This window comes from Vibrio celticus, assembly GCF_024347335.1.
Taxonomy (GTDB): Bacteria; Pseudomonadota; Gammaproteobacteria; order Enterobacterales; family Vibrionaceae; genus Vibrio; species Vibrio celticus.
The window spans coordinates 2,855,011-2,878,596 of sequence record NZ_AP025463.1; the positions used below are offsets into that span (position 1 = coordinate 2,855,011).

Genomic DNA, 23,586 nt, shown 5'->3' on the forward strand with positions numbered 1-23,586 from the left:
GTTCTGCCTGCTGAAATGCCGAATAAAGCTATTATCTAGATCGACAAGTCTAAATACAAATTTACGGGCGTGAGAGTTACCTCTGACGCCCGCAATAATAAGTCTTTGAGACAAATTTCTAAGCAGATAGCTTGAGTTATAGGAGGAAGCGCGGAGCCTACGTTAGTAGGTGAGCACTTCCGACAACGAAATCAGGCTACTCTGCAACGAAATTATTTTTTGTCTTCTTTAACTTCTTCAAACTCAGCGTCTACAACATCGTCGTCTTGCTTAGGCTGTTCACCAGCGTCAGCACCAGCTTGTTCAGCTTGAGCTTTCTGTTGAGCGATTTCCATTAGCTTTTGAGCTGCTTGCATAAGTTCTTGAACTTTAGCGTCGATAGCTTCTTTGTCGTCACCAGACTTAACTGATTCTAGCGCTTCGATAGCTGCTTCGATTTTAGCTTTCTCGTCTGCAGGTAGAGCTTCACCAGCTTCTTCTACTTGCTTCTTAGTGCCGTGAATCATTTGGTCAGCTTGGTTACGTGCAGTTACTAGCTCTTCGAACTTTTTGTCCGCTTCTTTGTTAGCTTCTGCTTCTTGTACCATTGCTTCGATCTCTTCCTCAGACAGACCGCCTGATGCTTGGATAGTGATCTTCTGCTCTTTACCTGTTGCTTTATCTTTAGCAGATACGTTCAGGATACCATCAGCATCTAGGTCGAATGTTACTTCGATTTGTGGCATGCCACGTGGTGCTGGTTGGATACCTTCTAGGTTGAACTGACCAAGAGACTTGTTGTAAGTCGCTTGCTTACGCTCACCTTGAAGAACGTGGATAGTTACTGCGTTTTGGTTGTCTTCAGCTGTAGAGAACACTTGATCCGCTTTAGTAGGGATAGTTGTGTTTTTCTCGATAAGCTTAGTCATCACGCCGCCCATCGTTTCGATACCGAAAGATAGAGGAGTAACGTCTAGTAGTAGAACGTCTTTAACGTCACCAGCTAGTACACCACCTTGAACAGCAGCACCCATTGCAACAGCTTCGTCAGGGTTCACGTCTTTACGTGGCTCTTTACCGAAGAATTCAGTTACTTTAGCTTGAACCATAGGCATACGAGTTTGACCACCAACTAGGATAACGTCAGTGATTTCGCCTACAGATAGGTCAGCATCTGCTAGAGCAACTTTTAGTGGCTCAAGAGAACGTTGAACTAGGTCTTCAACTAGAGACTCAAGCTTCGCACGAGTCACTTTGATGTTCATGTGCTTAGGACCAGTCGCATCAGCAGTAACGTAAGGTAGGTTTACGTCAGTTTGAGTAGTAGAAGAAAGCTCGATTTTCGCTTTTTCTGCTGCTTCTTTAACACGCTGCATTGCTAGTGGATCAGCTTTAAGGTCGATACCTTGCTCTTTCTTGAACTCATCTACTAGGTAGTTGATCATGCGGTTATCGAAATCTTCACCACCAAGGTGAGTGTCACCGTTAGTTGAAAGAACTTCGAAAGTCTTCTCGCCTTCTACTTCATCGATTTCGATGATAGAGATATCGAATGTACCACCACCAAGGTCGTATACAGCGATAGTGCGATCACCACCTTGCTTGTCTAGGCCGTAAGCTAGAGCAGCAGCAGTTGGTTCGTTGATGATACGTTTAACATCTAGACCAGCGATACGGCCAGCATCTTTCGTTGCTTGACGTTGAGCATCGTTGAAGTAAGCAGGAACAGTAACAACTGCGCCAGTTACTTCTTCGCCTAGGAAGTCTTCAGCTGTTTTCTTCATTTTCTTAAGAACTTCAGCAGATACTTGAGGAGCAGCCATTTTTTGGCCTTGCGCTTCAACCCATGCATCACCGTTATCAGCTTTAACAATGTTAAAAGGCATGATTTCGATATCGCGTTGAACTTCTTCATCTTCAAAACGACGACCAATTAGACGCTTAATTGCGTATAGCGTGTTTTGAGGGTTAGTAACTGCTTGACGTTTCGCAGGTTGACCAACTAGCGTCTCGCCGTCAGTGTATGCGATTACCGATGCTGTTGTGCGTTCGCCTTCAGCATTTTCTAGTACGCGTGGTTTGTCGCCGTCTAAAACAGCAACACAAGAGTTAGTAGTACCTAAATCAATACCAATGATTCGACCCATCAGGCTATCTCCGAAATATAATCTATATTAGTTTTTTGCTATACCCACATATGTGGGGGGCGGTAATCAGGGATTCAACCCTAATACACAAAATTTAAGTGCAAATGTAATTTGCTTTCGTATGCACCATAGATAAGGGCTGCAAACTGGTTTTCAAGGGAATAAGTAAAAAAAATCTATTTTTTCCCGTATCTTTTTACATAAAGGTAAAAAGTGACCGATCCCTTGCCAATTAAGGCTCCGATGTTGAGAAAGTCTCGCATTTGTCCCCACATTGAAACCTCAACCCTATTCCAGATGCCATAAAAAAAGACCTTCATGTAGAAGGTCTTTTTCAAATAGATATTAATCAGTTAAATATTATTCAAATGATTACTGATTCAGCCATGTTATTGATTAAGCACTAACTGGTAGAAGCTCGCTTGAGTGTAATCACCCGCTTCCATACCACGCCATTCACAGGCTGAGCTCGATTTCTTAGTGTTGCATTGATTGTATGCGCCCGCCTTGAAGTACATCCAGTCCTGTCCATAACCAAGGTCGATATCATGCCCCTGATATTTACCCTTAGCCAAATCAACATCATACGTCTTCACAATAGGATCGGCTGAGTTTGGATTCTTAGTAAATGTTAAGTGCATGATGTTATCTTTGATATTCACATCGTATGAGAACACTTCACCTAGCTTGATACCATCAGCAGGATCCGAGCTGCCTTTTTTCAGATTGTATTGACCAAATACATCATGGCGAATGTCTTTACGAAGTTTCTTTCCGTTTTCATCCTTCGCGTTTTTCATCTCTGTCGGCGGGTTTAACTCATAGTTCCACGTTAACGAACCATGCTCATGTTCTGGCAACTTGCGGTAAACAATTTTCAGTGGCTCATTGTCTGAACCATGAATTTGGCCGATCACTACCGAGAATGCGCCTGTTTTTTTGTAGCTACCGCTGGTACTCACCTGATCAACAGAAAGTGTTGCCGTCATTTGACCACCGATAGAACCAAACTCTTCTGCGTTCTTATGGCTTGAAATCGCGAAGTTGTTGCTCGGCGCCGAGTAGCTGTCTGCCAGCATCGCTCTTAGCTCACTACGCGTATTCTTACTATTTGGTGTCGTTGGTGCCGTATTCGGAGCCACAAACACCATCGCACCAGATCCTGCATCGGTGTAGAACCATTTAGGATGAACGTAAGGCGTGTCTACATTCGACAATTCTTGCTTACCGATCTCCAATGTTTTGCCTTTTCTAGAGCCTTCTGTTGTTAGCTCCGGTAGGTTAATTTTCCATTTAGATAAATCGAAGTTTTGTGCAGGTGCTTTTGCTGGATCAAGATTGAACTGTTGACCAATATCGTGATTAGAAGCAAGAGCGGGAGCCGCTAAGAGGCTAGCAGTCAGTAGGCTAAGGTAAGACAACTTCATTATTTGGTTTCCTTTATGTCGTCATAATGTAGGTTGCCAGAACAATAAAATAATATTGTATTATTATATGTGATCTATATTAAATATTGAAAACTGATGACCAATTCAGCGCGAGTAAAAAGAAAAAATGAGACTTCGCACCAACACAGCCCCCTCTTTTAACTCAGCAGCAGACAGCCGAAAGTACCGAACAGCAGAAATAAAAAAGCCCCGCTCTGGTTGAGCGGGGCTTCGCAATTATCGAGTCTTAATTAAGAATTAAGCTTCTGCTTTCTTTAGCTCAGCTTCTTCGTTAGCTTCAACGCCAATTTCGTTTTCAGATTTAGCAACGATAGTGTTCACCGCTGTATCACCGACTACATTTGAAGAGGTACAGAACATGTCACAGATACGGTCAACAGCAGCAACAATCGCTAGACCTTCTGGTGGCAAACCTAGTTGGTGCAATAGAACACCTACCATCACAACACCGCCACCAGGAACACCACCAGCACCGATAGACAGTAGCAAGATAGTTAGACCTAGAGTGAAGATGTCAGCAGTGTTGATTGGCTGACCGAATGCGTTTGCTACGAACATAGTTGCTAGTGCGATGTAGATAGATACACCAGACATGTTCATTGTTGCACCCAGTGGTACACCGAAACCAGCTACTGACTTAGATACGTTTAGTTTGTCAGTAAGAGTACGCATTGTTACTGGGATTGTTGCATTCGAACTTGCTGTAGATAGTGAGAATAGAACTTGCTCACGCGTTGCACGTAGGAACTGCTTTGGAGAAATACCAGTGAATGAACCCACCATCATTGGGTAGAAGAAGAAAATCCAGAACACAAGCATTGCAACCACAAGCGCCACATAGCCAGCAACTGACATTAGCGTGTCTGCATCCAGTGTTGCGCCCAGTTGAATCATCAGAGCAAATACACCGTAAGGCGCCAAGCTCATTACAAGGCCGATAAGCTTCATCATGATTTCGTTAGCCATCTTGAATGTCTTGATAGCTGGGCCACCACGAGAATCAAGCGCTTGAATAGCAAGACCTGTCAAAATTGCCATGAAGATAATTTGTAGCATGTCGCCGCTTGCAAACGCTTCTACAGGGTTGCTAGGAACGATGTTAACAACAAGAGAGAAGATGTCTGGTGTTTCAGTTGTTGTAAGCGCAATTGTCTCAGAAACCGTACCCGCAAGGTTCGCACCTGCACCTGGTTGGAAAATAAGACCAATCGTTAGCGCTGCTGAAATCGCGATGATGGTGTTAATAATGTAAAGACCAAAGGTTTTACCACCAAGACGACCAAATGAACGAATATCTTTTAGCTCAACAATACCGCAAACAATAGATACGTACACAAGAGGAACTACAAGCAATTTGATAAGTGATACGAACATACCACCAGCACCTTCGGCAGCGCCAAGTAGATACGTATCAAAAATAGCAATACCGCTGAATAGGTACTGAATAGCAGTACCAATAAGTAGACCGGCGAACAAGCCTACAAAAATTTTACTTGAGAGCGATTTATCCATCGTTCTTCTCCAGTTTGTTGTGTTTAAAATTTGTACTTTTATAGTTATATATGCGACCAAAATCGCTATATGGCAGTGGATTTTACATACAAAGATAACAATTAAAAGTATTTATTTACAAAAACATCACAAATGTGACATCAAAACATTTACTCAATCACAACAAGTTTCATAACACAAAACTCTAAATTGCTGATCTGAATGAAATAAAAAGAACGACATTCTTAATGCGGTTTTGATGCTTATTTACGTGGACTCTCAAGTTATAGGCACAAAAAAGAGAGGCCTATGCCTCTCTTTTTATTTTACGTAAACCAGTGATTTATTTTGTCGCTGTGACCAACTCAGTCAATGCGCCAGTCAATCACTTGGCAACGTAATTCGTCATTACTTAGCAACCATAACCATCGCTGGGCGAACCACACGACCGTTTAGTTCATAGCCTTTTTGCATCACAAACATAACCGTGTTTGATTCGTGATCTGGGCTTTCTTGAATAGACATCGCTTGGTGGAATTCAGGGTTGAACGCTTCACCTTCAGGGTTGATCTCTTTAAGACCAAACTTAGCAACTGTGTCTACGAACGTTTTGTGCGTTAGCTCAACACCTTCAAACAGTGGCTTAACCACTTCGTTTTCAGCGTCCGCCGCTTGCATTGCACGCTCTAGGTTGTCGATTACAGGAAGCAGACCTTCAGCAAACTTGTTCAAAGCGAATTTACGCGCTTTATCAATTTCTTGTTCGCTACGGCGACGCATGTTTTCAACTTCAGCTTTCGCGCGAAGAACAGAATCTTGCTGCTCTTTCACTTTAGATTCACTAGAAAGCAGTGCAGCTTCCAGTTGAGCGATTTTTGCTTCCTGCTCATCAGCAGCGTCTTCATTCAGTTCAGCTTCTTCAACTTTCTCAGCTTCAGCGATGATCTGATCTAGCTCTGCTTCGGTTACTTTGTTTTCTTCGTTGCTCATGATATCTCCAGAATTCGTTTTCAATACAAGTGACAGGCGTGTTTGCGCCCCAAATTGATATAAAACACTCGCATAGACGTTCAACTTGCCTTTATTATGGGGATGAAGAATTTTGATTCAAGCCTAATTCGTTTGGAAACGTTATGAAAAAGCCATTTGAAGTCATCGCCATTATCGGTAAACCTCGAGATCAGCAAGCAATTCAGACTCATAGAGAGCTCTATCAGTGGTTAAGTGCTGAGGGTTATCAAGTGTTTGTTGATGACAGACTCGCCACTATTTTGGACGACATACCAAAAGAACATTTTTCTAGCCTGATTGAATTAGGTAAACGCGCCGATCTCGCTATTGTGGTCGGTGGTGACGGAAATATGCTCGGTGCCGCTAGAATCTTGTCACGTTTCGACATTTCAGTGATTGGTGTTAACCGAGGCAACCTTGGTTTCCTCACAGATCTTAACCCTGAAAACTTCCAGAGCGCGCTTACTGATGTACTCAAAGGCGAGTTCATGGAAGAAGAGCGCTTCCTACTTGAAACGGAAATTCATCGTCACGGCCAGATAAAAAGCCACAATGCAGCCCTTAATGAGGCTGTACTGCACCCCGGACAAGTTGCTCACATGATCGAGTTCGAAGTGTATATCGATGACAGCTTCGCCTTCTCACAGCGCTCTGATGGCTTAATCGTCTCAACACCGACAGGTTCTACCGCCTACTCGCTTTCTGGCGGCGGCCCTATCCTGTCATCAAGTCTAAATGCAATTTCACTCGTGCCAATGTTCCCGCACACCCTTTCAAGCCGCCCACTTGTGGTGGATGGCAAGCGTCGTATTAAGCTTATCGTATCGCCTGATAACCGCGGAACTCAGGAAGTAAGCTGCGATGGTCAAATCTCACTGCCTGTTTCTCCTGGCGATGAGATCCACATTTACCAAAGCCCAAATGTGCTCAAACTGATCCACCCTAAAGACTACAACTACTACCACGTCCTACGTAACAAGCTAGGCTGGTCGAGTAAGCTGTTCTAAGTGAAAAGCGAACTATTTTAAAAGGCTGACGACATTCGTCAGCCTTTTTTATTGCCGATTAGAAGCCCACAATCTCTACCTTTATACCAATCCACCACACCGTCATTCCCAAGAGGGAGGGACGACTGAGTTGGGAATCTATAGCGGTTTCAGTGATCTACAGACAAGCTCAATTCTGAGAGCTGTCACAAAAAATTTTCACCTGTCGACTTTACTGTATAAAGAAACAGTATATACTGAGCTTATATACAGTATTATTCAGTTATACAGGTAAATAAAAATGCTGGCTCATTTAAGTGTTAATAATTTCGCTATTGTTAAGTCTTTACAGCTAGAACTCTCTAAAGGCATGACAACAATCACCGGGGAAACTGGTGCGGGTAAATCTATCGCTATCGATGCTTTAGGCTTATGCCTTGGAGGAAGATCCGATGCAGGAATGGTTCGACAAGGTGAAGAAAAAACCGAAGTCAGTGCCGCTTTTTTACTTGAGAACAATCTGCATGCTACCCGCTGGTTAGAAGACAACGAACTACTTGATGGCAGTGAGTGCATCCTGCGCAGAACCATCTCAAAAGAAGGTCGTTCTCGTGCATTCATCAACGGTAGCCCTGTCCCTCTTTCGCAATTGAAATCGCTAGGACAACTGCTGATCAACATCCATGGTCAACACGCGCATCACCAGTTGATGAAAAGCGATTACCAAATGGCCATGCTTGATCAATACGCAGGCCACTTGAACCTATTGAAATCGACACGTAATGCTTATCAAGCGTGGCGACAAGCGGATAACCACTTAAAAGAGTTACGTGAAAATAGCCAGCAAAACCAAGCTCAAAAACAACTTCTTGAATACCAAATCAAAGAGTTAAATGAGCTGTCTATTGGGGAGGAAGAATATGAAGACCTCGAACAAGAGCATAAGCGCCTCTCCAATAGCGGAGAACTGGCCACAACCTGTCAGCAAGCTATCGAGCTTATTTATGAAGGCGAAGAAGTTAATGCGCTTGGTATTCTGCAATCGGCCAATAACTCCTTAATTCAGTTAGCTGAGCTAGATGAAAGACTGGCTGAGTTACCGAATTTACTTTCTGAAGCCATTATTCAGATTGAAGAGACCAACAACGAGTTAAGAACATACCTAGACAGCATTGATGTTGATCCCGGTCGTATGGCTTACGTTGAGGAGCGCTTCTCTAAAGTGATGTCGATGTCTCGTAAACACCACGTGTTACCTGAAGAACTGTATAAGCACCATCAAGACTTGCTACAACAAGTTGAAGCGCTTGATTGCTCTGATGAAAAATTGGAAGAACTGGCAAACGAGGTAGAAAACCAATACCAGTCGTTCGTTGCGAAATCCGAGAAGCTTCATAAATCTCGAACTCGTTACGCAAAAGAGCTCAACAAGCTGATCACGCAAAGCATGCACGAACTGAGCATGGAAAAAGCGCAGTTTGCCATTGAAGTGAACAACACCAACACACACCCTTCTCCATTGGGTATGGATAACGTGACCTTCATTGTTTCGACCAACCCAGGCCAACCAATGCAGCCGATTGCGAAAGTGGCCTCTGGTGGTGAGTTATCACGAATTTCATTAGCGATTCAGGTGATCACAGCGCAAAAAGTGGACACACCAAGCCTGATTTTCGATGAAGTCGATGTAGGTATCAGTGGACCAACCGCTGCGGTTGTCGGAAAAATGCTACGTAAGCTGGGGGAATCTACGCAGGTGATGTGTGTGACTCACTTACCTCAAGTTGCCGGTTGCGGTCACCAACAACTTTTTGTAGCGAAGAACACGAAATCAGGTAAAACCGAAACTCAAATGCACACGCTTGATGAGCAACAACGCGTTTCAGAGCTTGCTCGACTGCTTGGTGGCAGCCAGATTACCGAATCGACGCTTGCCAACGCAAAAGAGTTATTAATCGCAGCTTAGGTTACATATTCAGCAACTTTCTGATAATTTACCGAAGAATCTTGGCAATTTTGCAACTTAATTCAAAATTGCCAGTCATAACAAGCTCAAAGCGCAAGGAGCTTTTTACTTCTTGCTGGAGCTTGTTTATTATCAGGCAGTATTTTAGCGAAGAAAGATCTCAAACTATGCGAATTAAAAAGTGGTTAGTTGCAGTTCCACTTGCACTAACAATGTTGACCGGTTGCTCTCTATTAGAGAAGTTGGTTTATCGAATTGACATCAATCAGGGTAACTATGTTGAACAGGAAGCTGTCGATCAGCTCAAGTTTGGCATGACAAAAACACAAGTTCGTTACGTTATGGGCTCACCTATGCTTATCGAAAATGGCTACCCAGATACGTGGTACTACATTTACCACCACCAAAAAGGCCATGAAGACCCGATTCAGAAAAACCTAGTCGTGAACTTTGATGCCACTGGCACTCTAGTAACGATCAATGGTGATTTTGAAGCCAGTGATGAGTTCTTCGAAAGCCTTCGCTAGCTTTCTACCAACAAAGCTTTCCAGTCAACAAAGCTCTCAGCCGATAAAGCTATCGGTCGACAGAGCCAGAATCGCAAAAGCCTGCTCAAATGAGCAGGCTTTTTAATATCTGCTAACAAATTAGGTCCGTTGTCTAATCCGCAGGCACAAAAAAGCTCGCCAATATAGCGAGCTCTCTTCTTAGTCAAACTTGTTTAGCATTACGATTTAGCTGCGGCCGCTTTTGCTTGTTCAGCGCGCTTACGACGAATCTCTTTTGGATCAGCCAACAATGCGCGGTAGATTTCGATACGATCTTTATCGCGAACCGTCGCATCAAGCTTAACGTTACGACTGAACACGCCAACCTTATTTTTCGCTAAGTCGATCTCTGGATACAGATCCAAAACGCCAGACTGCGCAATAATCTCTTCAACGGTTGCGTTCTTGTTCACTATCAAGGTAAACACACGCTGCTCGTGCGGAAGTGCAAACACAACCTCTACGTGGATCATATCTGATTCAATAGTCATGGCTTAGTAAACCTGTTTCGCGCGTTGAGTAAAAGCACTGACCATATTGCTCGTCAGCTCATTGAAAACCTTACCAAATGCCATTTCGATCATTCGGCTAGAGAATTCAAACTCCAACTTAAGCTCAACCTTACACGCTTGATCGTCGAGCGGAGTGAAATACCAACCACCCTGCAGTTTCTTAAATGGGCCATCCACCAGCTCCATCAAGATCTCAGCGCCATCCGCTAAGCGGTTAGACGTAGTAAATGTTTTGCTGATACCGGCTTTAGATACATCAACCGAAGCCACCATAGCTGAATCTGAAGATTCGATCACACGTGAACCAGAACACCCTGGCAAAAACTCATGATAACGAGCAACATCATTGACCAAGCTGAACATCTGGTCGGCACTAAACGACACTAATGCTGAACGAGTAACCTTTGGCATATAGACTCCTGTTAAAGACAGCGTTACATTAACACAAACTGCAATTTTAATTGTATTGGGCCAGAGCGCAAATAAAAAGGATTCCCCAACTAGGGCGCAATCCGTATAATGAGGCCATTATGGCAAAGAATAAATCAAAATCAAAAGCCGGTAGTAATACCATTGCGCTTAATAAGAAAGCTCGCCACGAATATTTCATCGATGATGAGATAGAAGCGGGGCTTGAGCTACAAGGCTGGGAAGTAAAATCCCTACGTGAAGGCAAAACCAATATCGCAGAAAGCTACGTTTACATCCGAGATGGCGAAGCATTCATCAGTGGTATGACGATCACTCCGCTTACTCAAGCGAGTACTCATATCGTGGCGAACCCAACACGTATCCGTAAACTCCTGATGTCGAGAAAAGAACTCGATAACCTTATCGGTCGTATTAACCGTGAAGGCATGACACTTGTCGCAACCGCACTTTACTGGTCTCGCTCTTGGGCGAAGATTAAAGTTGGCGTAGCGAAAGGTAAAAAGCTGCACGATAAACGTACTGATATGAAAGAAAAAGATTGGGCGAGAGATAAAGCACGAATTATGAAGAGTAATTTGCGTTAATTTTAAGCACTTAAACGCACAGTGCTAGACAGGGTAAGCTTTTCTGGTACTATGCAAATAACACTTGGGGCTGATTTAGGATTCGACAGGAATTTTGAAGTCTGAGGTGCATGCCGTGGGGCGGTTGGCCACGTTAAAAGCCGCAAAAAAATAGTCGCAAACGACGAAAACTACGCACTAGCAGCTTAATAACCTGCTCAGAGCTCTCTTACCCTAGCTTCCGCTCGTAAGACGGGGACCAATAAGAGATCAAACCCAAACTAGCTAGCGTGGCTTCTCCCACCTGAGAGGAAAAGCGCGAATTATAATTCAGGTTAGCCTTTAACTAGCGTGTCGGTTCGCAGGTTGCTGGTGAAATTAAAGATCGACTAAGCATGTAGTACCAATGATGAATGATTTTTGGACGCGGGTTCAACTCCCGCCAGCTCCACCAAACGTTTGGAAAGGGCGGTAAGTCACTGATTTACCGCCCTTTTTGTATCTAAAGCTTCGATATTAGGCTGTTTGTACTACGTTTTGGTACTAAAGCATGCGCTATTTATCTATATCCAAATCTGGCATTTGGCAGTTCCGATATCAGATCCCCTCTGAACATCGACACCTATTCAATGGACTTCGTGAAGTCAAACGTTCGCTGAAAACATCAAACAAAGATAAGGCGATTCTCTTAGCATTAGAACTAGAGATAGAAGTTCGTCGCACCATTTCATCTCCAACTACCACCGCCAATTCAAGGCAAGTAAAACCTGTTCACCATAAAAAACAGCATCTATCAGCACAACCAAAACAAACAAAGGCACTTCTCCCAGAAAAACTGCTAGAGCGTTTTTGCCTCTATAAAGCGCAACATATATCGCCAAAGGCCGTTGAAATGCTGAGAGCCAAGTGTCAAACCGTTCTTGATTTGCTTGGGAAACCCGATCTTCCGGAAATTCGCAGACGTGATGCTGAAGATGCAGTGCAGCTATTACGACAGTACCCTGTCAATATGAAGAAAAAACCTCAGTTCAAAGGGATGACAGCCAAGCAGGCAGTTAAACTCAATGACAAACTCAAAATGCCCACTCTCAGTGAAGAGTCAGTAAAAGACTATTGTCAGAAGACGTCGGGATTCTTTGAGTGGTGCCACTTGAACGAATTCACTGACATCAACCCATTTAAGGCAATCCGCTTTCGCAAACAGCGTAGAGACAGTGAAGCAAAAAACGCATACACAAAAACAGACTTACAGAGAATCTTTTGTACCGAGATTCATACTAAGCGACAGTTCAAACACGCCTACTATTATTGGCTCCCTCTCTTAGCTTACTTTACAGGAGCTAGACAAAATGAGCTTTGCCAGCTCTACAAAGCAGACATTTACCAACTGGAGGGAATCTGGGTTATTCAAATCGATGACAGATATAAGGGGCAGAAACTCAAAAACTTAACAAGCCGTCGAATTATACCTATTCACCAACAACTACTAGAACTCGGTTTCATTGAGTACCTTCATTCCGTTAAACACGACAGAGTATTCCCTGAGCTGAAGGATTCAAGGGACGGCTTTGGTAGTGCTGCTTCAAAATGGTATGCCCGATTTAAGACCAAGCTCGGTTTTGGAAAAGGCCATGACTTTCATTCCTTCCGTCATACCGTTGCCACACAGTTCAAACGCCAACAAGTTTCTCATGTTGCCGCAGGTGCGATCTTGGGACATACCTTGAATAACATCACGTACGATCGCTACGGAAAAGAACTCGACCTAAGTCAACTTAAAGAGGTGATTGACTTAATCGAAACAGAAGCAGTAGCAAAATTGGTTAATAAAACGACATAAACCTAAGAAATTTCAACAAATAATATTTTTATTCAAATTTCGGGCGTGAATTCACGCCCAACGTTTTTTACAGAGTCTATGTAAAACACATACTTGCAACAGGACAATAAGAAAGATAATTATTGATTTTTAAAAACACTTTAAAATCAACAATTTAAACACACCAATTAGCCTATTTACAGCTTACATCCCTTATCTTTACATTAATTGGAGACACATTAATTAAGTAAATTCAAGGATAAGCAATGTATTTAGCGACTTCATCTTCGGCTAGTGATGCTTCACAGCAAGTAGTCCACAACTACAACATCATGACCAATTCAGGAACTGAATCGGTAACATTCGAGCGTCCAACTCGCAAAACTCAAAGGGTGGTGAAACGTAAGACATGCTTTGAGATTCTGGATGAATACACTAAGTACCGTCTTAAGCTCAAAAAATCAAAGCCTAAAAACATCCACCAAGATAGTAGTGTAATCAAGATTATTCTCCATTTTATGGGGTTTCTAGATCTCAATGAGCTTGATCGCTTGGGCGCAGAACAAATTGCCCACGCCTATTGCTACAGACCTAAAAACCCCAAAAAGTATAAAGAGTTTAGTGGGTTAGATGGTTTTGATCTAATCGCAAAAAACGAATCTCTATTAGAGCCAAAAGCCTATATTTCATTAGCTACTGCTAAAGGTCACTTCCAAAAAATGTCGACCTTTTTGAGCTGGGCAAAGGCTCGAGGCTATGTTTCTGATAATGTTTTTTACAAGCTGGAGACTAAAAAGCTCAGTAAGGAAAAAAAGCGCTTCCCTTTCACAGAACAGCACTTACTAGATATTTTTTCAATTTCTGACTACACGAACCATAAGTACCTACATCCATATTACTATTGGATTCCTCTGCTACTCAGATATACAGGAGCAAGGCTCAATGAGCTATGCCAGATTGAAGTCGAAGATATCGTTATCGCTGACGGGTTCTATTGCATCATCATTCGTGAAACCTATGAAGATCAGAGCGTAAAAACAGGTGTAACTAGACTTGTCCCTATACATGATGAACTGTTAAAGAAAGGTTTTATTGAATTTGTTAATTCGAAAAAGAGTGGTCAGTTGTTTTCTGAGCTGAAACCCACTAGTGGGTATTTTTCACATGACGCCTCAAAGTGGTTTTCACGCCGTCGTGAAAAGATCGGTATCCAAGCACATACAGGGTTTACTGCTCACTCATTTCGTCATAATTTTGTGAATGAATTGAAACAAAAGTTGGTCTCGATGGAACTTGTCGAGTCTATCGTTGGGCATGAAAACGCAGAAAAACTAGCAAAAGTATCAAACGAACTGGTTAAGTCTGTCATTGGCCTAGAGCACAACTCAGAGTCATTCGATACCTATAGCTACCAATATAACCCTGGCCTACTTGCACCTATTGTGAATATGATCGATACATCACATACAGCTTCTGTACTTCCTTATTCGCAGCAAAAAAACACCGCTTAATTCTTAATTTAAAAACCTATTTGATCCTATCCCCAAACTGGGGAGGGATCACTATTACCTAAGTAAAGGAAAATAATATGTATACATACAGCACTCACGGCAATATCCGCACCAAATACCCGCTAGAACGTGCTTACACAGACCGTAATGGCAACTACCTTTCTTTTATCCTCTCAGTGGAGCATCAACAGTGAAGACAAGGTATTTGTGATGGAGAACGGCTTCAAAGATTTCCCACACAAAGTTCGCTAGTCCGGAATTATCAGAGAGATATGGTGAGTCGCTGAACTCGGCTTAGTTTGAGATACAGCAAATTACTTCCTACCTCACAAAAACGGTCTCATTCAGAGGCTGCCCATTTCTTAAAGATTGATATTACATATAGCTAAAATGAAAAACATCCAAACAAACACAATGGAATTGCTTACGGCGTTTTCTATTAACGAAGACCTAGCACAAATCAAACAAGAAGTAGCTGAAAGCTCCTTTGTTTTTGATCGATTCGTCCTCAAGGGGCAATCAAATATCCTGTTTGCACCGCCGAATGCTGGCAAAACCCTGCTGATAATCCATCACCTAAAACAGGCCCATTGCGCTGGTCTTCTTAAAAAATTATCTGTCTTCTACGTCAATGCTGATGATTCTCAGACTGGCATTATTGAGAAAACCGAAATCTTAGCAAGTATTGGGGTTCACTCGCTCGTTCCCGGCTACAACGGCTTCAAATCGCATTCACTACTTGGTGTTTTGGATGGATTGGCTGCCGATAATGACGCAAAGAATGTCGTTATCATTGTCGATACACTGAAAAAGTTTGCCGATACCATGGATAAAAAGAACATGCGTACATTTGGTATCAAAGTGAGCGAATTCATTCTCAAAGGTGGCACATTTATCGGCCTAGGCCATACCAACAAAAATCGAGATATGAATAACAATCTTGTCTACTCTGGAACATCAGATCTCATGGAAGATGTCGATTGTATCTACATGATGGACATTGAAGATGAAAAAATGGATCACTCTGGACAACAAACGAAGTACATCAAACTCACTAACCAAAAGCTCCGAGGTAATAACGCATTAGAACTCACTTACGCCTATGATAAGTCTGAGAGTATGTCTTACGTCGACATGGTTAACTCTGTCTATAATGTCGACTCTGATACCTACTCTAAAGAGAAGTTTTTGCGTGACGAAGAGAGCAAGTTCTATAACTTTATCAATCAGTATCAAGATGCCGTTTCACTCATTACAAAACTATTATGCAGTACCGAAACAGACAAGACCGAGCTAAGAGACTATTTAGTCAAAAATACCGACTACGGTCGTGACAAGTGCATTGAAATCATTGATAAACTTTCAGGCAAGCTCATTGATTTTAAGGTGGGCGGAAAAACTGGGCGGAAAAAAGTCTACTCTCTTATCACCAAAGCCTAACTTTAGTATCCGTTGATTCCGTTTTTTACGTTTATTCAATAAACTGAAAGAACGGAATGTCCTAGAGCTTGAGCCAGCGATAAAGACTGGCTCACCTTCTCCCCAAAAATACCATTCCTTTCAACTCTTCCGCTTCCCTACTCCTAACAATCTATCACAACTACTTATAACTCTCTGATCCAGAGCGTTTTCACACTGCGATTATGCTAGGTGATAAAAGACAAAAACCTAGATTTTGGGCAAGATATGGGCAATTAATATCATAACCAAATCCGTAGGCACATAATGGTTCAACAACACCAACAAGAATTACAAAAACAGCTCTAGAACATTGCCAACACGCTGCGTGGCAATAATGTCTGCGGATGATTTTCATGACTCCTGATAGTGATAAAATCTCCGCATTAGAATTACCGAGAAACTCTTTGTTATCCATCATGTTAACGGCATCGACTAGCTGGTGATTACAGCTTTGAAGACCTGAAAACTATGTTTATCGAAGAAACTGGTGCGATCCCCTCTTGCTTCTCTAACGCCAACGAGTTGAGCCTGATTGTTCAAGCCAAGCGCACCTATGGATATTTGCCTACACTCAACGGCGTAAGTACCTATACTGGCACTTTTCAAAGCCCGGATAACGAAGAAGATTTGAATCCATAGTTTACCTGCCTAGCTGAGGGGCGTGGTCGAGTGTTTATCTATTACGGTGGGTTTTGTGGATGACGAGCAAACCTTTATCACCCGAATGGAGTGAAAATTATTCAGTTTACAAGTGTCTGTTCCGATATTTACGATATCTAAACCTTCATTATGGTTTGCAATCGGGGCAATGAATTGATCGGATTGAACGCCCCACTAGACGCTTGTGTAATAACATTAACAAAGACCATTCTTACTGTTAAAAATTCGCTATTTATCATCAGTTTACCCTTGATTTTCTTTGGCCAGCCATTAGTATATGCAATCCAACACACTCCATGACTACACGTAGCAGTCACGTATAAGTAAGAGGTAAGATGATCAGTAAACTTTCAAACTACATCCGAGATGTTATCGATAACCCTTGGATTTTATTAACTGACATAATGAACATCGTCGTCATATGTTGCGGGTTGGGGGTTGTGTGGTCGTTTTTCTCGATATTCTACGCATTGGGTGGCGGCACAGCGTCTGATCTTATCAGCCCGAATAGCTGGTAGTAACAAGCAGGGTTCTAATGACTTTATCTTCAATTGAGTTCAAAGCGATTACGCAATTGTGTTCGCTGGGTCAACATCTACGTTTTTATTCAGCTCTGGCTCTCACATTCTTATTTACAGGTTGTGCAAGCACACAACCTAGCCAGTCTAAATGGTATGAACATCTTCCTGAGAACTTTGCCGATAAAACCTTGGCGGAGCTGATCCCGGAACTGAATACAAGCGGAAAACAGCGCTTTGAAACCTGTAGAGAAATGAAAGAGCAGGTAGCAGGATACTGCTTTATGTATGCATACCAAACGACGGATACAGCCAACAATGATCAGGTTTTTCCTTATGAATACTCATTCTGGGATTACATGAGGGCGATCGATGCCGGGAAATACATTCCTATTATTCAAGGTTATGAGCGTGAGTACATTAATAAGAAGAGGCTTGATGACCTGATGTCGAAGGCCAAGCCACCAAGCTCAAACAAACGCGGTAATCCCAGCAATGAAGCGCCAAAACAAAGGACCGAAGGGCTAATACCTAGGTCGAGTAAAGGCACATACCATGTTGAAGAAGGGGTGAAAACCGAAAGAGGTGGTGTGATAGAAGCGCAAAAATCTCAAGTTATCTTGGTTTTTCCGGGTGAGTAATGACAAATACAATGCCGCACTCAACCCTTAAGTCGATTACAGGAAAACTAAAAAATCACATTGCGACCAAGCAAACGCTATTTGTTCTAGCACTACTGGCTTATCTCGGTTTCGAATCGAGCTTCCATGCAATATTAACGTCAACGGTGATCGACCCCTCCTCAAACATGGACGACATTCATCGAGTAGAAATCTACGGGCGTTTGATATCCGGATTTGGTTCAGGTTTGTTGTTTACAAAACTCCTTGTTTCTATTTTATCGAACAAATTGAGAAAGCCCATTAGTTGGAGTGGCCAAAGTGTTACTTTCCTATTGGTGTTTTCTACGGTCTATTTTGGCCAAAAGGCCGCTATCGAACGATTGCTAATTGAGCCGAGTTCCGCAGAAGTTCGAAGAGACGCCGTGCTGGTCAACACCGTAAAGAAAGGACTGTATAACCAAGATCTGGCGAGCAAGTCATTTTCGTTTAGTGAATCTGTGGATGAGCAAATTGAGCAGAAAGTGATGTTATCGCTGCTCTCTGCAGGATTCCTTTACAATCAAGACTTCAAACAAGGTGCGATGGATCAGCTTCAATCCATTTTATTATCGATTGCGAGCAACAGTTACAACGTTATTTTCTATTCAGACGTCCTCCCAACGTTTTACCGTAGCAAGCAAGATATCGAGCAGGCCTTTAGCCAGTACGCAGAAGCACATAAAGAGCGAGATCGTAACCTAAGGCACTTTGTTATTGATGATAAGTGGCGCGAACTCTATGAACAAGCAAGTACTGAATATGTCAGAAAAGATGTTGAAGCTCAGGTAGAAAAGGCTGGGTATTCGCTGCGCAATCGCCGCGTGAAACGAGAGTACGAAGCAAATGTAGAGCGAAGCCTCGTAGAACTCAGACGCTATCTAACGACAAATGGTCGCAGTGCTTTGACTCGCGGTTCAGCTAAAAGATTCATTGAGCAAGCAAGAAATCGATATTCAGACCTTAACCGTAGCATGCAAAAAGAAATGGATCTTCCTAAAGGATCTTTTCAACTTTACCCAGCAGCTAAGGCGCATGCATGGCTAGAACACCTGACGATAATTGAGTTTGAAAAAACACTACGAAATCAGCTATCTGATGTTGGCATTAAATCAATGAAGCCAAACATTCGTCGTTTCTCAACCTTCGAAAGGCATGCCGACATACAAAAGAAAGCTAAAGCTGCGATGGGGGATTACTATGTCACTGGCTTTAGCTTCAATTGGGGCGATGCTGAACTTTATGCTGCGTTAAGAGACGCTTTTATTGAAACCGAAGTCGATCATATGAATGACAATATTAAGGGGCAGTTGTCCTCATTCGAAGACGGAGGAGAGCTTGAAACGATCGGAAAAAATGCACTTCGCGCCATTTTGATTCCGTGTATCGCACTCGTTTTGTCGGTTGTGCTTTCGGTGTTCTCAGTTGTGAAACTACTGTCTATGGTCCTAGTTCGTGGTCCAATTCAAGGTGGCGGAGAAGCGCCAATATCAAAAGGGATTAAGGCTGTTTACCGAGCCAAGTTAAACGGCTTCATGGTCCAAAGGGCATTTGCGCTTGAATCTAAATTTATTCTGAACACATTAATTTTGTTAGCTATTCTGCTTCTAGTCTTAAACGCGCCTCGTTTGTTGGGCTGGCATGCTGAGGTTCTGCCAATGGTGCCTGCAAATACATCTATTGCGATTAACTTCGTTAACGCGGTGTCGCCTTCAGTAGAAGTACTTCTTAATCTTCTTGATAATTATTTGTACTGGTTATTGGGATGGGCTGTATTGATACGTTTAACCGAGTTTGGATTCGCGCATAAGGCTTCTTCTTTCGACGGTTGGCCTTGGGCTAATCGAGACTTACTGTTACGAACGTCAATCAAGACAATATGGTTTGCCGCATTAATGTTTGTACCAATCTTCTATCTACTCGGTCAACCGAGTGATACGCAGGCGGCAGTGATCGCTTATGGGACCTACAAGTGGCTGCTTAGCGTTCAGCCTGTGGTTTATTTACAGGGGCAGTTTTTAAATGACATTGCTCATTTACCACATCTTGTTGATTCAATCAGTGCGCCTCTAAAAGCATTCGACTCTTACTTTTGGCCAGAGTAGCCGTTGATTCTAATTTCAAGTGGCGGCCAAAAGATTTTCATCAAAGAACAAAGGGGCTTTCATCGTGTTCTACTCAAAACGTTTTACCATTTTTTCAGGAATCCCAATCGTTGGGGAAGTTTTCAACATGGCAAGGAAATCAATGACGCGAGGCAATATGTTGTCCGGCATTATTGGGCTAGTGCTTGTAGCGCTCACAACCTCCTATACAGCGATGAATCCATTCCTTGTCGAGGAACTGTTCAAGATCCGCTTACCCAGAGGCTGGGACTACATAGATTTTTCAAACGCCAGCGCCTATGAGATTATTGCATGGCTTCCGGCTCAAGTTATTGGTGGAGTTGGCGTTTGGTTATTTTTGGCTGTGATAGGTGTTTGTATCCGATGTTACTCACCATACGTAAAGGCCATTCTTGATGGTTCCGCCGAACGTAACACGACTTACTATGCGGTATGCACAATTGTGGCGCTGCCTTTAGCCTTTATATTCTTAGCCCTGATGTCTTTTAGTATTAGAGTTGACAAGGGTTTGGAAATGTTCTGTTTCCTGACAGCTTTATATGCGTTCTTTGTTGTGCCTTTTTACACAACGCTGGTTACAGTGCTCTTTGGAGTAATTGGTTTTGCGCGTTCTTCGTTGTCAAACTCTAAGACTTCGCTAGAAAAGCACATTGACCCCAAGATTACTTCGAACTTGGGGGGGAAAGTTCTACTAGGAATTTGTGCTCTGTTTTGGTTGGGTTGCGCGATTGAAGCTGTGAAGTTTGGTATTGATCCGAATAGGCAACAGCAAAACATCATGACGGGATATAGCATAACTTGTTTGTGTGCGGTTGTGCTTTTCTATCTTCTGCATTTCACCAACCCGAAAAGACGCACGCGAACGGTAAAGGGGTTGTTTTTCACGTCGACAAAAGAAGTCACTGTCTTTGAAAAAATGTCAGCCGAAGAAATTGCGGCTGTGAAAGAACAGCTTAAGGTGTCGTTTTTTGTTTGTGGAGCAAATGTGGGCGCAATGACGTATGTGGCGTGGCAAATGATGGGAATTTCATTTGACAGTGCCATTGCCGCCATTTTGTCATTTGCTGTTGCAGCTATCGCAGTGCAAACCATTTGTGCGGTGATTGCCAATATTTCTTTTGAAGAAGTTCAAGAGGGCCGTTTTGGTATTGCGCGAGGTTTAAAGCCACTGATTTACATCGCACCGACTCTATTCGTGGTTTGGGGTACAATGAACTTCTAATAAAATACAAGTTCTTAAGAACTAAATAACCATTTAGATACAAAAATGGGTTTAATTATGATCTGATGTTCATTGCGAATGTGACCCATCCTAAATACGTTGACGGTTTTAAACAGCAGCCAGTGGGTACTGCCTACTGGCTTTTTTATGCATCTCATTTAGGGTTTTCATTCCTAGACTAAGGTGCGGCCTTAGTGTGTTGTAAATATCGACACTCTCCTTTACCAAGTCTGACAACTCCCCTCTGTTCTTGCATAGATAGAGCAAGAAATCTTGCTTGAGAATGCCATTGACTGTCAAACCCTTACTTAATACCGTGGATGATTTCACGCAAATAGGTCTTATGCGGTGAATTTAAAAATGGTCGCAACTTTGCCGCTTGGCTAGGCTTGCTTCCATACCAGTACTCTACGGGAGAATAGCCGCGCATGCTCGGAATATCCAAGTACGGGAACAAAGAGCTTCGAGAGCTGTCATGTGGCGAGATGTATCAGCAGAAAAGTACTTTGGCTCTTGGCTGCTCGAACTAAAACAGCGAAAACCATTTAATGTAGCGCTTGTATCTTTGGCAAAAAAGCTCGCTAGGATAGCTTGGTAATTTATAGTATCCCACAAGGCCTTTGAAATAAGAACCTAGTCTAGATTTGCAAATGATATTTAAAGATGACAAAACGGTTAAACCGCCAAATTGAAGACCTTATGGACATAACAGCATCCACAGTGCTTTCACGCTTTTGAGGACAATCTGGCGCAGGTCTCATCGTAGAGCTGAGCCTGATGAACGGCCTCTATCAGACTCTGAATACATTGGCGCAAATCAGCTCCGTTATTTTTGAGTTATCAGCTTTAAAATCGGGGCGTATCATACATTATATTCAAAAGTTTCCATCTGCGACACCTTGATAAGTGGTGCCGCATTACTGTTCAGACTGAGGAAAGTTCGCCGATAGGTAGATTTCGACCGACAAACCAAAGCGGCCACTTTAACGCTTCTGAAGGCGGTAACGGCTAGCTCAGGTCGAATTACACCATCCACATCGTCAGATCGGGTATGAGTCACTGCAAACTATTGCATCAACCAACCTATTAGTCTCTATAATTAGGGATTGCTAACATAACCTGCTTAGCTATTATCTCGACGATTTCATCAGCCTGTTTCTTCTTACTTGCCATAATAGAATCCCAATTTGAGGGGTTAAGAGGCTCACTAACTTCCCCCTCTATCACGTCTTCCAACGCCATCGCATCTTTACAGTGCTCTGTAAGTTTGACAACCCATTGGTATCGGCTTGAGTTTTTTTTGATATCTTGATTAGTTAAGAACGCAGCTTTGATGCACAAGTTGATAACTAAATCGTCTATCGTTGTTTGTCGGCATTCTTCAAGCTTTACAGCCAGTGCTATTGGAGAATTATGATTCATAGTTTTTCTTCAAGTGTAATAACATAAATCATCAACTACAAATGAAGGGTAGTTAAGAAGGGAATCCCCTTCTTACCAGTGGACAACGAAGGAACGAAGTGGGTTGTCCTATCTGGAACCAACCATCGGGTATACAGGTTAGATGCTGGTTGTTTGAAATCACTGAATTTAGTTTTTAAGCTTATGGAAAACATATCAATATGCTTAAAAACTGGACTGTAACGACACAACCCGTGCGCCTCGCTTGTGACGGCGTGTTAATCAGAGAACGTTATTATTTAAACCCGAAGCACGTGAACCACAAACACACTGAAGCACTCATATCCCTTTTCGGTTGTGCCGAAACATCAAATCGAGTTGCAATTGCTGGTGAGCAATTTCGACTCAACCAACAACTCTACAATCATCGTGGAGGACGACCTCTAGCGACCTATGCAATGGAATATTGCCTCACACTACCAAAAGGCTACCGACCTACTAAAAGTCAGTGGCAATCCATTGTCAAAGAGTGCGCATTAGCTTTAGCAAAACTGTGTCAACTCAACAAATCTGAATTTGCCCAATACAGACAACAAATTCGAGCAGTATTGCATCAGCAGGAGCAACAAGGAAACAAAGGTAGTGGCGACCATGTGCATTTAATGATTGGTAAAGTTGTCGGTAATCGTGTCCTCACTGAGCTACAACAGAAAAAAGCTACAAAAGTCATTAAACAAACATTCAACAGTGCAGTGCTGCAACATGTCGGCATAGACTACCGGAGCTATGAGCCAATTGAAAAAGAAAAAGGACGCAGGCTATCAACTTGGCAATACCAACACCAAAAAGCCACTGAAGCACTCGAAATTGAAAAACTCATCAAGCAAATGCAAACGCAGTTTGAAAAGTGGTCAAACGCAAAAAAAGAATCAAATGAGCGACAGATTCGACGTCAACAAAACAGACTATTAAAAAACTATGAACAATTGAAACAGCGCTCACTCAGTACATCGCAGTTGGAAAGGATTAACATCGTTAAGAGTCAGATTAAATGATTAGCTGAGTATAGATATCGGTTCAACCCCCAAGTGAGGAGCTGAACTGGCATCCATATTTTTGAATATGC

The 23,586-nt window shown here is 42.6% G+C and carries 19 protein-coding genes, 1 other RNA gene and 3 pseudogenes; 15 read left to right on the forward strand and 8 right to left on the reverse strand.

The window, feature by feature from the left end; all coding sequences use genetic code 11:
• Window positions 1–212: 212 nt before the first annotated feature.
• The 4 genes from dnaK to grpE all read right to left on the reverse strand — a co-directional run bounded on the left by dnaK (window position 213) and on the right by grpE (window position 6,055).
• Window positions 213–2,126 (reverse strand): molecular chaperone DnaK, encoded by a 1,914-nt coding sequence (gene dnaK / locus OCV19_RS12845; protein WP_065677859.1) that lies wholly within the window; start codon window positions 2,124–2,126, stop codon window positions 213–215.
• A gap of 389 nt (window positions 2,127–2,515) precedes the next feature.
• The gene (locus OCV19_RS12850; protein WP_065677860.1) at window positions 2,516–3,553 is read right to left on the reverse strand and encodes a polysaccharide lyase family 7 protein; all 1,038 of its coding nucleotides are present in this window, start codon (window positions 3,551–3,553) and stop codon (window positions 2,516–2,518) included.
• Window positions 3,554–3,811: 258 nt separating this feature from the next.
• Entirely contained in the window at window positions 3,812–5,086 is a 1,275-nt protein-coding gene (locus OCV19_RS12855) for a dicarboxylate/amino acid:cation symporter (RefSeq protein ID WP_017072011.1), read from the reverse strand.
• A 387-nt stretch (window positions 5,087–5,473) separates the two neighbouring features.
• Window positions 5,474–6,055 carry a nucleotide exchange factor GrpE gene (gene grpE, locus OCV19_RS12860; protein ID WP_048615233.1) on the reverse strand — a complete coding sequence of 194 codons (582 nt, stop codon included), beginning with the start codon at window positions 6,053–6,055 and terminating at the stop codon, window positions 5,474–5,476.
• A 143-nt stretch (window positions 6,056–6,198) separates the two neighbouring features.
• Here grpE and nadK point away from each other — a divergent pair, with 143 nt between their 5' ends.
• The 3 genes from nadK to bamE all read left to right on the forward strand — a co-directional run bounded on the left by nadK (window position 6,199) and on the right by bamE (window position 9,555).
• Entirely contained in the window at window positions 6,199–7,083 is an 885-nt protein-coding gene (nadK, locus tag OCV19_RS12865; RefSeq protein ID WP_017066747.1) for an NAD(+) kinase, read from the forward strand.
• A gap of 280 nt (window positions 7,084–7,363) precedes the next feature.
• Window positions 7,364–9,028 carry a DNA repair protein RecN gene (recN, locus tag OCV19_RS12870; protein ID WP_017059862.1) on the forward strand — a complete coding sequence of 555 codons (1,665 nt, stop codon included), beginning with the start codon at window positions 7,364–7,366 and terminating at the stop codon, window positions 9,026–9,028.
• 167 nt (window positions 9,029–9,195) lie between these two features.
• Window positions 9,196–9,555, forward strand: a complete 360-nt coding sequence (gene bamE / locus OCV19_RS12875; protein ID WP_004735159.1) for an outer membrane protein assembly factor BamE — start codon at window positions 9,196–9,198, stop codon at window positions 9,553–9,555.
• 200 nt (window positions 9,556–9,755) lie between these two features.
• Here the strand turns inward: bamE and OCV19_RS12880 are convergent, their stop codons facing one another.
• Complete coding sequence (locus OCV19_RS12880) at window positions 9,756–10,067, reverse strand: RnfH family protein (RefSeq protein WP_065677861.1); 312 nt, start codon at window positions 10,065–10,067, stop codon at window positions 9,756–9,758.
• A 3-nt stretch (window positions 10,068–10,070) separates the two neighbouring features.
• Window positions 10,071–10,499 (reverse strand): SRPBCC family protein, encoded by a 429-nt coding sequence (locus tag OCV19_RS12885; protein WP_012603332.1) that lies wholly within the window; start codon window positions 10,497–10,499, stop codon window positions 10,071–10,073.
• 119 nt (window positions 10,500–10,618) lie between these two features.
• On the opposite strand from OCV19_RS12885, the gene smpB reads away from it, so the two are divergent.
• The 10 genes and pseudogenes from smpB to OCV19_RS12935 all read left to right on the forward strand — a co-directional run bounded on the left by smpB (window position 10,619) and on the right by OCV19_RS12935 (window position 21,059).
• Window positions 10,619–11,104, forward strand: a complete 486-nt coding sequence (gene smpB, locus OCV19_RS12890; RefSeq protein WP_004735156.1) for an SsrA-binding protein SmpB — start codon at window positions 10,619–10,621, stop codon at window positions 11,102–11,104.
• Between the two features lie 66 nt (window positions 11,105–11,170).
• Window positions 11,171–11,537, forward strand: a transfer-messenger RNA (tmRNA) gene (ssrA, locus tag OCV19_RS12895).
• 96 nt (window positions 11,538–11,633) lie between these two features.
• Complete coding sequence (locus OCV19_RS12900; RefSeq protein ID WP_065677862.1) at window positions 11,634–12,923, forward strand: site-specific integrase; 1,290 nt, start codon at window positions 11,634–11,636, stop codon at window positions 12,921–12,923.
• 245 nt (window positions 12,924–13,168) lie between these two features.
• Complete coding sequence (locus tag OCV19_RS12905; protein WP_065677863.1) at window positions 13,169–14,413, forward strand: site-specific integrase; 1,245 nt, start codon at window positions 13,169–13,171, stop codon at window positions 14,411–14,413.
• A 414-nt stretch (window positions 14,414–14,827) separates the two neighbouring features.
• Window positions 14,828–15,853, forward strand: a complete 1,026-nt coding sequence (locus OCV19_RS12910) for a helicase RepA family protein (RefSeq protein WP_240508207.1) — start codon at window positions 14,828–14,830, stop codon at window positions 15,851–15,853.
• A gap of 457 nt (window positions 15,854–16,310) precedes the next feature.
• Window positions 16,311–16,607, forward strand: a pseudogene (locus OCV19_RS12915) (cytosolic protein).
• A 262-nt stretch (window positions 16,608–16,869) separates the two neighbouring features.
• Entirely contained in the window at window positions 16,870–17,052 is a 183-nt protein-coding gene (locus OCV19_RS12920; RefSeq protein WP_139093605.1) for a hypothetical protein, read from the forward strand.
• Between the two features lie 17 nt (window positions 17,053–17,069).
• Window positions 17,070–17,693, forward strand: a complete 624-nt coding sequence (locus tag OCV19_RS12925; RefSeq protein ID WP_065677864.1) for a hypothetical protein — start codon at window positions 17,070–17,072, stop codon at window positions 17,691–17,693.
• Window positions 17,693–19,816: a hypothetical protein gene (locus tag OCV19_RS12930; RefSeq protein WP_139093606.1), complete on the forward strand. Its 2,124-nt coding sequence runs from the start codon at window positions 17,693–17,695 to the stop codon at window positions 19,814–19,816. The genes OCV19_RS12925 and OCV19_RS12930 overlap by 1 nt, the downstream gene beginning before the upstream one ends.
• A 64-nt stretch (window positions 19,817–19,880) precedes the next feature.
• A complete protein-coding gene (locus OCV19_RS12935) occupies window positions 19,881–21,059 on the forward strand; it encodes a hypothetical protein (RefSeq protein WP_139093607.1) in 1,179 nt (392 codons plus the stop codon).
• 108 nt (window positions 21,060–21,167) lie between these two features.
• Here the strand turns inward: OCV19_RS12935 and OCV19_RS12940 are convergent.
• Window positions 21,168–21,353, reverse strand: a pseudogene (locus OCV19_RS12940) (IS3 family transposase); the annotation flags it as partial.
• 56 nt (window positions 21,354–21,409) lie between these two features.
• Between OCV19_RS12940 and OCV19_RS12945 the strand changes: the two are divergent.
• Window positions 21,410–21,657: pseudogene (locus OCV19_RS12945) on the forward strand (transposase); the annotation flags it as partial.
• Between the two features lie 488 nt (window positions 21,658–22,145).
• Here the strand turns inward: OCV19_RS12945 and OCV19_RS12950 are convergent.
• Window positions 22,146–22,481: a hypothetical protein gene (locus OCV19_RS12950; RefSeq protein WP_065677867.1), complete on the reverse strand. Its 336-nt coding sequence runs from the start codon at window positions 22,479–22,481 to the stop codon at window positions 22,146–22,148.
• Between the two features lie 200 nt (window positions 22,482–22,681).
• Between OCV19_RS12950 and OCV19_RS12955 the strand changes: the two genes are divergently transcribed.
• A complete protein-coding gene (locus OCV19_RS12955; RefSeq protein ID WP_065677868.1) occupies window positions 22,682–23,515 on the forward strand; it encodes a hypothetical protein in 834 nt (277 codons plus the stop codon).
• Window positions 23,516–23,586: the final 71 nt, after the last annotated feature.